We start from the raw sequence: 14,943 nt of genomic DNA on the forward strand, positions 1-14,943 counted from the left end.
TGATAATTATTATCACCTGCACTATTGTGGCTGCGTTTTCTGACGTGATAGCCACACAGGGTTCAAACATGACTACCGAAACTTCGCTGCTGGCGGGGGAAGAGACGCTTCACCACACCATGCAGAACTATCATCAGGTGCTGCGCCGCCGCTTAATCTGGATTGGCGTGCTGCTGCTGGCGATACTCGCCTCGCTGATCCTCGACTTCACGCTGGGTCCGGCGGGACTCTCACTTGAAACGCTGTGGAATACGCTGCTCAGCCCCGAGAGCGTCGATGCCGGCACGCGCGTCATTGTCTGGGACATTCGTCTGCCCTATGCGCTGATGGCGCTGGTGGTGGGGCTGTCGCTGGGTCTGGCGGGCGCGGAAATGCAGACCATCCTGAATAACCCGCTGGCCAGTCCGTTTACCCTCGGTGTCTCATCGGCGGCGGCGTTTGGTGCCGCGCTGGCCATCATCCTCGGCGTGGGTATTCCCGGCATTCCCGATCAGTGGTTAATTTCTGCCAACGCCTTTGTCTTTGCTCTGTTTGCCGCGCTGATGCTGGATGCCGTGACCCGCTGGACTCAGGTCTCTTCGGCGGGCGTGGTGCTGTTCGGTATCGCGCTGGTTTTCACCTTTAACGCCCTGGTATCCATGATGCAGTTCATCGCCAGCGAAGATACCCTGCAGGGCCTGGTGTTCTGGACCATGGGCAGCCTGGCGCGCGCCTCCTGGGAGAAGCTGGGTGTGCTGAGCGTGGCGCTGGCCATTCTGGTGCCGTTTTCCATGATGAGCAGCTGGAAGCTGACGGCGCTGCGTCTGGGCGAAGACCGCGCGGTAAGCTTTGGCATTGATGTGCGTCGTCTGCGTCTGACTACCTTACTGCGCATCAGCATCCTCTCTGCCCTGGCGGTCGCGTTTGTCGGCCCGATCGGTTTCATTGGGCTGGTCGCTCCCCATATCGCCCGCATGATGTTTGGTGAAGATCACCGTTTCTATTTGCCCGCCAGTGCGCTGGTTGGCGCGCTGGTGCTGTCGCTGGCGTCGGTCGCCTCGAAAAACCTGCTCCCTGGTGTAATCATCCCGGTTGGCATTGTCACCTCACTGATTGGCGTGCCGTTCTTCCTGAGTATTATTCTGCGTCATCGGGGGACGGTATGATGGAACAGGGTCTGACGTTACGCGGCTTCAGTGCCGGGTACCCAAAAAATAAAGTCATTGATAATCTTAATATCGCGCCGCTGCCGCGCGGCGAGATCACCGTGCTGCTGGGGCCGAATGGCTGTGGTAAATCGACGCTGCTGCGTGCACTGGCCGGGCTGAACAAAGGCCAGGGCGAAATGTGGCTCAACGGTGAGGATCTCATGACCCAGCCGTTTGCCCGGCGTGCGAAGAACGTGGTTTATCTGCCGCAGTCGCTGCCTGCGGGCGTGCATCTGCATGTGCTGGAGTCGATCATCGTGGCGCAGCGTGCCTCCGGTGGTCTGCACAGCGCCAGCAGCGAAGCGGAAATCATGCATCTGCTGGAACAACTGGGCATTGCCCATCTGGCGATGCGATATCTCGATCAGCTCTCCGGCGGACAGAAACAGCTGGTCGGGCTGGCGCAGTCACTGATCCGTCGCCCTAAGCTGCTGCTGCTGGATGAACCGCTGAGCGCGCTGGATCTCAACTACCAGTTTCACGTGATGGATCTGGTGCGGCGCGAAACCGCTCAGCGTAACATCGTGACGGTGGTAGTGGTGCATGACATCAATATTGCACTGCGTCATGCGCAACATGCGCTGATGCTGAAGCAGGGCGCGCTGGTGGCGGAAGGGCAGCCGGATAAGGTGATCACGCCTGCCACTCTGGCAAAGGTGTATGGCGTCGATGGTCGTATCGAACACTGCTCGCGTGGTATCCCGCAGGTGATGATCGACGGGCTGACCGGCCCGGCACTGGTCTGATATTGAGGAGGCGTCCGGTAGGGCGCTGAGCATCACTGTTCTGATAAAGGAATTTTTACAGGGCAGGCTGGCAGTATGCTGGCTCTGTGACAGAGCGTTAGCCAGCAGAGCAGGCATAAAAGTTCAGGGCCGCGATTGCGGCCCTGATTGTTTACGCCAGCAGATGCTGCGCATGGAAGCGCAGATGATCTTCCACAAAGCTGGCTATAAAGAAGTAGCTATGGTCATAACCTGGCTGAATGCGCAACGTCAGCGGGAAACCCACCTCATTCGCGACCTCTTGTAACCGCTCCGGTTGCAGCTGATCGGCCAGGAACTGATCGCTGTCGCCCTGATCGATCAGCATTGGCAGCCGATGCGACACCTCCGCCATCAGCTGGCAGCTGTCATATTCCCGCCACGTCGCACGATCGTCGCCCAGATAGGCCTGAAACGCTTTCTGGCCCCAGGGTACCTGCATCGGATTCACAATCGGTGCAAAAGCGGAAGCCGAGGCAAAGCGGTTACCCAGACGCAGCGCCAGCATCAGCGCGCCGTGTCCGCCCATCGAGTGACCCATAATCGACTGACGTTCACTGACCTTGAAGTTATCCGCAATCAGGGCGGGTAACTCGCTGCTCAGATAATCGAACATGCGGAAATGGCTGGCCCAGGGCTGTTGGGTGGCATTGAGGTAAAATCCCGCGCCCTGACCCAGATCGTATCCCTCATCATTCGCAACTCCTTCGCCGCGCGGGCTGGTATCCGGCATAATCAGCACCAGACCCAGTTCCGCTGCAACCCGCTGTGCGCCGGCTTTGCTGGTGAAGTTCTCATCGTTGCAGGTCAGCCCGGCCAGAAACCAGACCACCGGCGGCGGCGCATCACCGTGCGGGGTGGGCAGATAGATGCTGAAGGTCATCGGGCAGTTCAGCAGCAAAGACTGATGACGCCAGCGCTGTTGCCAGCCGCCAAAAATACGGTGTTCTTCCAGTAGCTCCAGAGTGGATGCCATAACGCCTCCTGATTACTTGTTAAAGTGCACGACCGAGCGAATCGATTTTCCTTCGTGCATCAAATCAAAGGCGTCGTTGATCTCTTCCAGCGGCATGGTGTGGGTGATGAAGTCGTTCAGCGCAAATTTACCGTCGAGGTAATCCTGCACAATGCCAGGCAACTGCGAGCGGCCTTTGACGCCGCCAAACGCGGAACCGCGCCAGACGCGGCCGGTCACCAGCTGGAACGGACGAGTGGAGATCTCTTCACCGGCACCGGCGACGCCGATAATCACGGACTCGCCCCAGCCTTTGTGGCAGCACTCCAGCGCGGAACGCATCACGTTGACGTTACCAATACATTCAAACGAGAAATCCACGCCGCCGTCGGTCAGCTCGACAATCACATCCTGAATCGGCTTGTCGTAATCTTTCGGGTTGATCAGATCGGTGGCACCCAGTTTGCGTGCCAGATCGAATTTGCTGGTATTAAGGTCGATGGCAATGATGCGGCCCGCTTTCGCCATCTTCGCGCCGATGACCGCAGAGAGGCCAATGCCGCCGAGACCGAAAATCGCCACGGTGTCGCCTTCTTTCACTTTGGCGGTGTTCATCACCGCGCCCATGCCAGTAGTCACGCCACAGCCCAGCAGACAAACCTCTTCCAGCGGCGCTTCTTTACTGATTTTCGCCAGCGAGATCTCCGGAATTACCGTGTACTCAGAGAAGGTTGAGGTGCCCATATAGTGGAAAATGGGTTTGCCATCTTTAAAGAAGCGGGTGGTGCCATCCGGCATCAGGCCTTTACCCTGAGTGGTACGGATCGCCTGGCAGAGGTTAGTTTTGCCTGAAAGACAATATTTACATTTGCCACACTCCGGGGTGTAGAGCGGAATGACGTGGTCACCCACTTCAACGCTGGTCACGCCTTCGCCCACGGCTTCGACGATGCCGCCGCCTTCATGGCCAAGAATCGCCGGGAAAACGCCTTCCGGGTCGGTGCCGGACAGGGTGTAGGCGTCGGTATGACAGACGCCGGTCGCGACGATACGCACCAGCACTTCACCTTTCTGCGGTGGCATTAAATCAACTTCTTCGATTTTCAGCGGTTCGCCAGCAGCCCAGGCAACAGCGGCACGGGTTTTGATCATATTCATGCAATCCCTCTTCCAGTCAGATTGTGACGCGCAGTGGCGCCGGGTGGTCGTGATGATTCAAAGCCTGGTGGGTCAGGCTCTTAAACATAGCGTGGAACGCTTATTCCGCCGCCTGTAATGGGTAAATCAGCTCATCGTTGAGCGGACGATCGTCAAATTGTTCAATAATCAGGTACTTCAGTGCTTCAACATTCGGCGTAAAGGCGTCGCGTCGCCACATCAGCCAGGTGGCGGTGTCGCGATAAGCGGGAGGTAACGTATGCGCCTGCACCCGTGACCGATCCGCCATCTGCTTCAGCACCGAGGCCGGGATCATCGCTACGCCCGCACCGCCTGCCACGCAGGCCAGCATGGCGTGATAGGACTGAATCTCCATCACACTGTTGGGTGCGGTCTGGCTGTCCCGATACCAGCTCTCCAGCTTCACCCGGTAAGAGCAGCTGTTGCGAAAGGCAAACAGGGTATCGTCCTGCACGTCGCGCGCGGTGGCGATTGGCGCATGATCGAGGCCGGTGATCAGTATCATCTCTTCGCGAAAGGCGATGCAGCCATTGAGATCGTCATGGGAGACCGGGCCATCCACCAGCGCGGCCGCCAGGGTGCCTTCACGCACCCGATCGATGATTTCGCCCGAGGTGCCGGTAATCAGCGACAGCGCCACTTTGGGGAAGCGCTGGTGATAGGCGGCGAGCAGGCCGGGCAGACGCGTCGCCGCGGTGCTCTCCATTGAGCCCAGCGCAAAGTTGCCCGCCGGTTCACCGGTGCGGGTCATGCTCATCGCTTCTTCACTTAATGCCAGGATACGCTGCGCATAATTCAGAAAATTATGGCCCATTGGTGACAGGCGAATGCGCTGTTTCTCACGAATAAAGAGATCCACACCTAATTCTTCTTCCAGCTGGCGCAGCCGCGTGGTGAGATTAGAGGGGACGCGATGCAGCTGTTCTGCTGCGCGCGCCAGTGAACCCGTTTCGGCGACGGAACAGAACATACGCAGCTGAACTAAATCCATATCTTCTCTTCCTGTAAGCAAGTTGGTTAAAATTATTCACTTTCCGTGAGTTTAATCATCCTGCATGCTGTTAGCAAGTCAGAAGAGATCTCAGGGCAGAACAACAGGAGTTCAGCAATGGCGTTACGCGTCGCGCTCAGCGCGTTTTTAACCTTATTTGTCGCGATGGGCATTGGCCGGTTTGCCTTTACGCCCCAGGTGCCGTTGATGATTCAGGCACACCAGCTGACACTCACCAGTGCCAGCCTGGTCGCGGCACTTAACTATCTTGGCTATCTGTGTGGCTCATTTGATGCCATGCGCGCACACCGGCGGGTTGAGCTGCGATTGCAGGCGGGCGTATGGGGCGCGGTGATCCTGACCCTGCTCTCAGCATTCGCCAGCGGACCGTGGCTGCACGGCGCAATCCGCTTTCTGATTGGCTGGTCCAGCGGCTGGGCGATGGTGCTGGTGGCGGCCTGGAGCAATGAACAGCTGCATCGCCATGGCCGGGCAGGGCTGTCGGCGGCCGTTTTTGCCGGGCCAGGCTGCGGCATTTTTGTCAGCGGTCTGCTGGGGGTAGCGCTGCACACATTGCAGGTTTCTGCCGGTCTTGCCTGGGCCGCTTACGGTGCGCTGGCGCTGCTGCTGATTGCGCTGATTACCCGTAATCTGCCGCGTCGGGGCGAACTGCATCGCCCGGATCAGGCACCCGAGCCGCTGGTGCTGGATCGCAACCTTAAACGGCTGGTACTGAGTTACAGTCTGGCAGGCTTTGGCTACATTCTGCCCGCCACCTTTTTGTCGCAGATGGCCGCCACGCGGTTTCCTGACGGCATCTTCGCGCAGTTTGTCTGGCCGATTTTTGGCGGCGCGGCGATGATCGGCATCCTGCTGGGGATCCTGACGCGGCGCTGGGGGCACAGCCACGTCCGCCTGGCTCTGGTGCTGTGGGCGCAGGCGCTGGGCGTATTTGCCGCGGCGCTGCTGCCAGGCTTTAGCGGTCTGCTGGCCGGTGCGCTGCTGGTGGGGGGCGGTTTCCTCAGCGTGGTGCAGCTGTCGCTGCTCTGCGCCCGTGAGCTGGCACCCAATCATCTGCGCTACATGGCTGGCCTGCTGACCACCGGCTATGCGGTCGGACAACTGGTCGGCCCGCTGCTCTCTTTTCTCTCCACAGCCCTGTTACATCGGCTGGAGCCTGCCCTGTGGGTTGCAGGGGTTAGCCTGGTCTGGGCCGGCCTGCTAGTGTGGCGGCGAACCGGGTGAAAAGCTTTCATCACCAATCTGATTGATTGCTGGATTCCCCGCAAAGAAAGTTTCACAATACGCGCCTGATTACAGGGCCCGCTGGCAAAAGCTGGCGGGCGCAACACCAGCCGGAGAAGAGTAAGATGAGCACCCTAAGTCAGGAAGCTGCCCTGGTTCACGAAGCGCTGCTGGCGCGTGGACTGGAAACGCCGTTACGTGCACCGACGCGCGATATAGATGACAACACACGTAAAAGTCTGATTGCCGGGCACATGACCGAGATTATGCAGCTGCTGAATCTGGATCTTGAAGATGACAGCCTGATGGAAACGCCGCATCGCATCGCCAAAATGTATGTGGATGAAGTCTTTTCCGGTCTCGACTACGCCAACTTCCCGAAAATCACCGTCATTGAGAATAAAATGAAGGTTGATGAGATGGTGACCGTGCGTGATATCACGCTGACCAGCACCTGTGAACACCACTTTGTGATCATCGATGGCAAAGCGACCGTCGCCTACATTCCCAAAGAAAAGGTGATTGGCCTGTCGAAAATCAACCGTATCGTGCAGTTCTTCGCCCAGCGCCCGCAGGTGCAGGAGCGTCTGACGCAGCAGGTTCTGGTTGCACTGCAGACGCTGCTGGGCACCAACAATGTGGCTGTTTCTATTGATGCGGTGCATTACTGCGTGAAAGCGCGTGGCGTAAAAGATGCCACCAGCGCCACCACGACGACCTCTCTGGGCGGTCTGTTCAAGTCCAGCCAGAATACCCGCCAGGAATTTTTGCGCGCGGTGCGCCATAGTTGAGTCTACGGCGGGCGCATAACGTTGCCCGCCTCAATGGTGCAGGTGCCGCATGCAACGCTATCACACGCTGGATTTCATTCGTGGATGTGCCATTCTCGGCATTCTGCTGCTCAATATTGTCGGCTTCGGCCTGCCTTCTGCCGCCTACCTTAATCCGGCATGGCAGGGCAGCGTCAGCCTGTCCGATGTCTGGACATGGGCGATCTCTGACGCCTTTGCCCAGCTCAAATTCCTCACCCTGTTTGCGCTGCTGTTTGGCGCAGGTCTGCAAATGCAGCTGCCACGCGGCAGTCGCTGGTTGACTGCCCGGCTCTCACTGCTGGTGCTGATCGGTTTTCTGCACGGCGTCTTTCTCTGGGAGGGCGATATCCTGCTGGACTACGGCATTATCGGGCTGGTGGTCTGGCGGGTAGTGCGCGATGTCCCTTCCACCCGCAGCCTGATGAATACCGGCATTCTGCTCTATCTGGTGGGCTGTGGCGTTCTGCTGGTGTTTGGGTCAATCTCCGATCCTGAACCGACCCGATCCTGGCTGCCAGGTGCTGCCGATCTGCAATATGAACAGTACTGGAAACTGACCGGCGGTTGGGAAGCGATACAGAACCGGCTGGATCATCTCTCTTCAGGACTGATGGCGCTGGCGGCGCAGTATGGCTGGCAGCTGGCGGGCCTGATGATGATCGGTGGCGCACTGCTGCGCAGTGGCTGGCTGATCGGCGAGTTTTCAGCGCAACATTACCGTCAGGCGGCGGCGCTGCTGCTGACGATGGGGTTGTTGATTGCGGTGGCCGGTGTGGCAGCGCAATGGCTGTTACATTGGGAATTTCGCTGGACCGCTTTTTATCTGCAAGCCCCGCGCGATCTCGCCAGCCCGCTGATTAGCCTGGGCTATGCCGCGCTCTGTCTGGCTTACTGGCCGCAGATAGCGCGCTGGCGCATCAGCTATGCCATTCAGTGCGTGGGCCGCATGGCGCTGACCAACTATCTGCTGCAGTCGCTGATCTGCACCACGCTGTTCTATCGCTTCGGCTTCTATATGCACTTTACCCGGCTGGAGCTGGTGCTGATGGTGCCTGCGGTCTGGCTTATCAATATCCTCTTTTCACTCATCTGGTTACATTTCTTCGCACAGGGTCCGCTGGAGTGGCTGTGGCGGCGGCTTACGCTGATCTCAGCCGGTAAATCGCGCATCACTGACAACGCCAGATAATGACCGCCATCACAAAGGTTACAGAATTGTATGTAACCGTTTTCATTGATGTGACGCAATTCACGCTGTACGCCTCCTGCCCCTGACAAAATAGCGCCGGTGTTCAACCCGGCGTGATGCCTTATTTTTCCTCTGTGGAACTGCTGCATGATAACAATTCGTGATGTTGCCCGTCAGGCTGGCGTGTCGGTGGCGACCGTGTCGCGCGTCCTCAATCAGAGCAGCGCCGTCACCTCTGACACCCGCGACGCCGTGTTACAGGCGGTGGAAGCGCTGGGCTATCGCCCCAACGCCAATGCGCAGGCGCTGGCGACGCAGGTCAGTGACACCATTGGCGTGGTGGTGATGGATGTTTCGGATCCCTTCTTCGGTGCACTGGTTAAAGCGGTGGATACCGTGGCGCAGCGCGTGCACAAACATGTGTTAATCAGCAACTCCTGGCATCAGGAAGAGAAAGAGCGTCATGCCATTGAAGTGCTGATTCGTCAGCGTTGCAGCGCCCTGGTGGTGCACGCGAAAACGCTGCCTGACGCTGAGCTGGCGGATTTTATGCGCCACGTTCCGGGCATGGTGGTGATTAACCGCATCGTGCCCGGATTTGAACACCGCAGTGTCAGTCTGGATAACGTCACGGGTGCATTGATGGCTTCACGAACCCTGCTACAGCAGGGGCATAGCCGGATTGGCTACCTTTGTTCAAGCCATCCCATCGAAGATGTGGCGCAGCGCCGTGAAGGGTGGATTCAGGCGATGGCAGAGCAGGGCATCCGGCCCCAGGAGAGCTGGATAGCCAGCGCAGAGCCCGATATGCAGGGCGGCGAAGCGGCGATGGTGGAGCTGCTGGGACGCAATCTCAACCTCAGTGCGGTGTTTGCCTATAACGACGGCATGGCGGCTGGTGCACTCACTGCGCTGAAAGACAACGGCATCCAGGTGCCACAGCATTTTTCTGTCATTGGCTTTGATGACATCCCCATTTCCCGTTACACCGATCCGCAGTTAACCACTGTGCGCTATCCCATTGTATCTATGGCAAAAATCGCCACTGAACTGGCGCTGCAGGGCGCAGCCGGACTGCTGGATGACACGGCAACGCACATCTTTATGCCAACGCTGGTGCGGCGTCATTCGGTGGCGCAGCGGCAAAATGTGGAGTCCGTCACTAATTCAGGCGATTCAGCCATGTAACCGTTTTCAATCTGTGATTACATTCACAGTTAATTAACATTGCTCTCACTATGATGGCAGCGTCTTACCGGACTGAAACATTATGTAACGCCAGTGTAACGGCATCAGTTGTGGTCTCAGTAGCCGGTTAAAGGGTTTATACCCTCTTCATGGAAGCATTCTGTCACAGGGAAGTCAGGTTTTAGACGGTGTTCAATGGCTTAACATCCTCATTACGTTAACCGACGCGCCGATCTGTTTTACCGATTGCTCTCCCGCCTTTATGGCGCGGTAGCGCTAAAAAGACCCTGCATAATAAAACCGGAGATACCATGAATAAGAAGGTTTTCACGCTTACAGCACTGGTTGCCAGCATGATGTTTGGTGCAACCGCTCACGCAGCTGACACCCGTATCGGCGTGACCATTTACAAATATGATGACAACTTCATGTCAATGGTGCGCAAAGACATCGAGAAAGAAGCGAAAGCGATCGGTGGCGTGCAGTTGCTGATGAATGATTCACAGAATGACCAGTCCAAACAGAACGATCAGATTGACGTGCTGATGGCAAAAGGCGTGAAAGCGCTGGCGATTAACCTGGTTGACCCGGCTGCGGCTGCGGTGGTAGTAGACAAAGCGCGTGCCAACGACGTGCCGGTGGTCTTCTTCAACAAAGAACCTAACGCCAAAGTGCTGGCCGGTTATGACAAAGCTTACTATGTCGGTACCGACTCTAAAGAGTCAGGCATCATTCAGGGTCAGCTGATTGAGAAGCACTGGAAAGCCACACCCGCGTGGGATCTGAACAAAGATGGTCAGATTCAGTTCGTGCTGCTGAAAGGCGAGCCGGGCCATCCTGATGCAGAAGCCCGTACCAAATATGTGATCGATACCCTGAACAAAGATGGTCTGAAAACCCAGCAGTTAGCGATGGATACTGCAATGTGGGATACCGCGCAGGCCAAAGATAAGATGGATGCGTGGCTGTCAGGCCCGAATGCCAAAAAAATCGAAGTGGTGATTGCCAACAACGATGCGATGGCGATGGGTGCGGTTGAAGCGCTGAAAGCGCACAACATGACCTCAATCCCGGTCTTCGGCGTCGATGCACTGCCAGAAGCGCTGGCGCTGGTGAAATCCGGTGCGCTGGCCGGTACCGTGCTGAACGATGCGGAAAACCAGGCGAAAGCAACGCTGGATATTGCCAACAATCTGGCTAACGGCAAAGCCGCCACCGACGGAACAAACTTCAAGATGGTTGATAAGATCGTCCGCGTTCCTTACGTGCCGGTTGATAAAGAAAATCTGTCTCAGTTCGTGAAATAAGATCGATTACGGGCGCGACCGCTGTCGCGCCTTTTTTATGTCACCACCGTTTTTTAGCCAGGTAAAATATGGCCAGTGATAATACGACCGCGCAGCGAGAATATCTGCTGGAAATGACGGATGTCTCAAAATCATTTCCCGGCGTTAAAGCGTTAGATAATGTGAATTTAAAAGTGCGGCCTCACTCTGTTCATGCATTAATGGGCGAGAACGGTGCCGGGAAATCCACCTTATTAAAATGCCTGTTTGGTATTTATAAAAAAGATACCGGCAGTATCCTGTTTCAGGGTAAAGAGATCGACTATAAAAGTTCCAAAGAGGCGCTGGAAAATGGCGTGTCGATGGTGCATCAGGAATTAAACCTGGTCCTGCAGCGTACCGTGATGGATAACATGTGGCTTGGGCGTTATCCGCGCAAAGGCTTCTTTGTCGATCAGGATAAAATGTACCGGGATACTAAAGCGATTTTTGACGAGCTGGATATCGATATCGATCCGCGCGACAAAGTTGCCAATCTTTCTGTATCGCAGATGCAGATGATTGAAATTGCCAAAGCGTTTTCCTATGACGCGAAAATTGTGATTATGGATGAGCCGACCTCCTCGTTAACCGAGAAAGAGGTTAATCACCTGTTCACGATTATTCGTAAGCTGAAAGATCGCGGCTGTGGCATTGTTTATATTTCGCACAAAATGGAAGAGATTTTCCAGCTGTGTGATGAGATCACTATCCTGCGTGATGGTCAGTGGATCACCTCTCAGCCGCTGGAAGGGCTGGATATGGATAAGATCATCTCCATGATGGTCGGCCGTTCACTGAACCAGCGTTTCCCTGACCGTACCAACGTGCCAGGCGAGACGATTCTTGAGGTGCGTCATCTGACGTCACTGCGTCAGCCATCGATTCGCGACATCTCATTTGATTTGCGTAAAGGGGAGATACTCGGCATTGCCGGGCTGGTGGGCGCCAAACGTACCGATATCGTCGAAACGCTGTTTGGCATTCGCGAAAAATCGGGCGGCACCATTAAACTGCATGGCAAACCGATTAATAATCACAGCGCCAATGAAGCCATTAACCACGGTTTTGCGCTGGTGACTGAAGAGCGTCGCTCAACCGGTATTTATGCTTTCCTCGACATTGGTTTTAACTCGCTTATTTCCAATATCAAAAAATATAAAAACAGTATGGGACTGCTGGATAATAAACGCATGAAGAGTGATACCCAATGGGTGATCGATTCTATGCGTGTAAAAACGCCAGGCCACCATACTCAGATTGGTTCGCTTTCGGGCGGTAACCAGCAAAAAGTGATTATTGGCCGCTGGTTATTGACCCAGCCTGAAATCCTGATGCTTGATGAACCCACTCGCGGTATTGATGTTGGTGCAAAATTCGAAATTTACCAGTTAATTGCTGAGCTGGCGAAAAGAGAAAAGGGCATCATTATTATCTCATCCGAAATGCCGGAGCTGTTAGGCATTACCGATCGTATTCTGGTAATGAGTAATGGTCTGGTAGCAGGCATAGTTGATACCAAAACGACCACGCAGAACGAAATATTGCGTTTAGCGTCATTACACCTTTAATGAAGCAAGGGCTGTTAACATGAAAGCGACTACAAAAAAGAATGCGCTAACCTGGTTAAAAGAGGGCGGCATTTATGTCGTGCTGCTGGTATTGCTGGCTATTATTATTTTCCAGGACCCCTCATTTTTAAGTTTAATGAACCTGAGTAATATTCTGACCCAATCTTCGGTGCGCATTATTATTGCACTGGGTGTGGCGGGTCTGATTGTGACGCAGGGTACTGACCTGTCAGCCGGACGTCAGGTCGGTCTGGCGGCGGTGGTCGCCGCGACGCTGCTGCAGGCGATGGATAACGCGAACAAAGTCTTCCCGACGCTGGATACGGTGCCGATTCCACTGGTTATTCTGACCGTGTGCATCATCGGCGGCGTGATTGGTCTGGTCAACGGTGTGATTATTGCTTACCTCAAGGTAACGCCATTTATCACCACGCTGGGCACCATGATCATCGTTTACGGTATCAACTCACTCTATTACGACTTTGTTGGCGCATCACCGATTGCCGGTTTTGATACAGGGTTCTCGAAATTTACCCAGGGCTTCTTACGCTTTGGTGATTTCAAGCTTTCGTTCATCACCTTTTACGCCGTGATTGCCATTATTTTCGTCTGGGTGCTGTGGAATAAAACCCGTTTCGGCAAGAACATTTTTGCTATCGGCGGTAACCCGGAAGCGGCGAAAGTCTCAGGCGTTAACGTCAACCTGAACCTGATCATGATTTATGCCCTGTCAGGTGTGTTCTATGCCTTCGGCGGGATGCTGGAAGCGGGTCGTATCGGTTCGGCCACCAACAACCTTGGCTTTATGTATGAGCTGGATGCGATTGCGGCCTGTGTGGTCGGCGGTGTCTCCTTCGCCGGTGGTGTGGGTAGCGTGGCGGGCGTAGTGACCGGTGTGTTGATCTTCACCGTCATCAACTATGGTCTGACCTATATCGGCGTTAACCCTTACTGGCAGTACATCATTAAAGGCGGCATCATCATCTTCGCCGTGGCGCTGGATTCCCTGAAATATTCCCGTAAGAAGTAAGTCCAACTCCACGCTAAAGAAGCGACCTTCGGGTCGCTTTTTTTATGGGGAGTCAAGGGGGAGCTGCTATGAGGTCGAGGCTGCGAAGGGAACACGGTCAGATCGGAAAGACGCTAAGGCCAGTAAATGATCTGCCCGTGTCATTCCCCCCGCAGAACGCTTTTTATAGCGGAGAGTGCTGGGGTCGTTGCTGTGAGATCGAGTATGCGTAGGGAACACGGTCAGATCGGAAAGTCGCAAAAGCCGTCATCCATGACACGCTCGGCCCACGCGATTACGCACCTCATCCCTGAGGTGCGCCCGTTTCCGGGCCAACGCTTTGCGTTGTTCAAAAACGCTCCCGGCGTTTTTGTCCCTGGCGTGGGACGCTTTCCTCTTCTGACCGTGTTCCCTGCGCGTTGAGCTTATTCATTGTTATAAGATTCACCCTCTTCAGATCTCTCAGCAGTCTAAGTCGGCTTTCAGAGGGGAAGTAGCACTGAATTATCTACCGTAGTCATGTAATTAATCAGCTTAATGATCGCTGCATAGTAACAGACGGCGACTAAACGTATGCTCCCTGAGCCAGCATATTACCGTCAGCTCCCTGAGCCCTGCACGTCACTGCCAGACTTCGGCACAGCAGTAACCAGCATAAATAAGCCGCAGCGCGTGAGCTATTTCCGCAGCTTCTGTTCCAGCTCCAGCAGCTGCTCCGGCGTCACTGCCGGGTAACTCTGCGCATCTTCAGGGACATCGCGCACGGCGGGGATCGGCACCAGTGGGCCCAGGAAGCGGGGTTCGCGCTTTAGCAGGAAGAGATCCACCAGCGCGCCCAGCCGGGCACCTACCTCACGGAAGCGCACGCTAAGCATGTTCTTCGGTGAGGGCACCGCATAACACTGCGCCTGAATACCCAGCTGTAAGGCGATAAACAGGGCACGCTCACAATGGAAACGCTGCGTGATAATAATGAAGTCGTTGGTATCAAACACTTTGCGGGTGCGCACAATCGAATCCAGCGTGCGGAAACCGGCATAGTCCAGCACGATATCAGCCGGATCGACACCGGCTTTGATGAGATCGCGGCGCATCGTCATCGGCTCGTTATAGCTTTGCAGCGCGTTATCACCGCTTAACAGCAGATAATTGACCTTGCCGCTGTTGTAGGCATTCAGCGCGCCCTGCATACGATAGAGGTAATACTGATTGATGACGCCGGTGCGATAATATTTCGCCGTACCCAGTACCACACCGACCTGACGATGTGGCAAAGAGGCGACATTTTCGTAGATAAAGGGCGCAGTTTTCCAGCTGATCCAGCGATCAAGGCCGAGCGCCGTTGCCATCATCAGTAAGATGATGAAAAGCAGACCAATGAAAACGCGTTTCAGCATGCGCCTGGAGACTCGATGTCAGAATAGTGAGATGGGACAAGGCTACTTGAGCTGTCACTGTGAAGCAAGTTACTGCCGGCTGGCTGTGCTCTTTTTGAACACTGCCGGATCGGATGCAATCCGGCAGTCTG

At 55.5% G+C, this 14,943-nt stretch carries 13 protein-coding genes; 9 read left to right on the top strand and 4 right to left on the bottom strand.

The window, feature by feature from the left end; translation table 11 throughout:
* Positions 1 to 68: 68 nt before the first annotated feature.
* Together ACXKZD_RS06325 and ACXKZD_RS06330 are read left to right on the top strand one after the other, a co-directional pair.
* Entirely contained in the window at positions 69 to 1,145 is a 1,077-nt protein-coding gene (locus ACXKZD_RS06325) for a FecCD family ABC transporter permease (RefSeq protein ID WP_010248280.1), read from the top strand.
* Entirely contained in the window at positions 1,145 to 1,933 is a 789-nt protein-coding gene (locus tag ACXKZD_RS06330; RefSeq protein ID WP_010248276.1) for an ABC transporter ATP-binding protein, read from the top strand. Before ACXKZD_RS06325 ends, ACXKZD_RS06330 begins: the two co-directional genes overlap by 1 nt.
* 151 nt (positions 1,934 to 2,084) lie before the next feature.
* Here ACXKZD_RS06330 and fghA read toward each other — a convergent pair whose 3' ends face one another.
* From fghA to ptrR, 3 genes are all read right to left on the bottom strand, one after another.
* Positions 2,085 to 2,927, bottom strand: a complete 843-nt coding sequence (gene fghA / locus ACXKZD_RS06335) for an S-formylglutathione hydrolase (RefSeq protein WP_336999473.1) — start codon at positions 2,925 to 2,927, stop codon at positions 2,085 to 2,087.
* A gap of 12 nt (positions 2,928 to 2,939) precedes the next feature.
* On the bottom strand, positions 2,940 to 4,064 hold the full coding sequence (locus tag ACXKZD_RS06340) for an S-(hydroxymethyl)glutathione dehydrogenase/class III alcohol dehydrogenase (protein ID WP_010248270.1): 1,125 nt from the start codon (positions 4,062 to 4,064) through the stop codon (positions 2,940 to 2,942).
* A gap of 100 nt (positions 4,065 to 4,164) precedes the next feature.
* The gene (gene ptrR / locus ACXKZD_RS06345) at positions 4,165 to 5,076 is read right to left on the bottom strand and encodes a putrescine utilization regulator PtrR (protein WP_010248266.1); all 912 of its coding nucleotides are present in this window, start codon (positions 5,074 to 5,076) and stop codon (positions 4,165 to 4,167) included.
* Between the two features lie 117 nt (positions 5,077 to 5,193).
* Here ptrR and ACXKZD_RS06350 point away from each other — a divergent pair, with 117 nt between their 5' ends.
* The 7 genes from ACXKZD_RS06350 (at position 5,194) to mglC (ending at position 13,436) form a co-directional block, all read left to right on the top strand.
* Positions 5,194 to 6,321, top strand: a complete 1,128-nt coding sequence (locus ACXKZD_RS06350; protein ID WP_010248262.1) for a YbfB/YjiJ family MFS transporter — start codon at positions 5,194 to 5,196, stop codon at positions 6,319 to 6,321.
* A 125-nt stretch (positions 6,322 to 6,446) separates the two neighbouring features.
* Positions 6,447 to 7,112: a GTP cyclohydrolase I FolE gene (folE, locus tag ACXKZD_RS06355; protein WP_010248259.1), complete on the top strand. Its 666-nt coding sequence runs from the start codon at positions 6,447 to 6,449 to the stop codon at positions 7,110 to 7,112.
* A gap of 49 nt (positions 7,113 to 7,161) precedes the next feature.
* Positions 7,162 to 8,322 (top strand): DUF418 domain-containing protein YeiB, encoded by a 1,161-nt coding sequence (gene yeiB / locus ACXKZD_RS06360; RefSeq protein WP_488981944.1) that lies wholly within the window; start codon positions 7,162 to 7,164, stop codon positions 8,320 to 8,322.
* Between the two features lie 147 nt (positions 8,323 to 8,469).
* Positions 8,470 to 9,510: an HTH-type transcriptional regulator GalS gene (gene galS, locus ACXKZD_RS06365; RefSeq protein WP_022625039.1), complete on the top strand. Its 1,041-nt coding sequence runs from the start codon at positions 8,470 to 8,472 to the stop codon at positions 9,508 to 9,510.
* 311 nt (positions 9,511 to 9,821) lie between these two features.
* Positions 9,822 to 10,817: a galactose/glucose ABC transporter substrate-binding protein MglB gene (gene mglB / locus ACXKZD_RS06370; RefSeq protein WP_010248252.1), complete on the top strand. Its 996-nt coding sequence runs from the start codon at positions 9,822 to 9,824 to the stop codon at positions 10,815 to 10,817.
* Positions 10,818 to 10,885: 68 nt separating this feature from the next.
* Positions 10,886 to 12,406: a galactose/methyl galactoside ABC transporter ATP-binding protein MglA gene (gene mglA / locus ACXKZD_RS06375; protein WP_010248250.1), complete on the top strand. Its 1,521-nt coding sequence runs from the start codon at positions 10,886 to 10,888 to the stop codon at positions 12,404 to 12,406.
* Positions 12,407 to 12,425: 19 nt separating this feature from the next.
* Complete coding sequence (mglC, locus tag ACXKZD_RS06380) at positions 12,426 to 13,436, top strand: galactose/methyl galactoside ABC transporter permease MglC (protein ID WP_010248248.1); 1,011 nt, start codon at positions 12,426 to 12,428, stop codon at positions 13,434 to 13,436.
* 656 nt (positions 13,437 to 14,092) lie between these two features.
* Here mglC and sanA read toward each other — a convergent pair.
* Entirely contained in the window at positions 14,093 to 14,812 is a 720-nt protein-coding gene (gene sanA / locus ACXKZD_RS06385) for an outer membrane permeability protein SanA (protein ID WP_010248246.1), read from the bottom strand.
* Positions 14,813 to 14,943 lie beyond the last annotated feature (131 nt).

It is taken from the genome of Pantoea sp. ABR1s, from assembly GCF_057812235.1.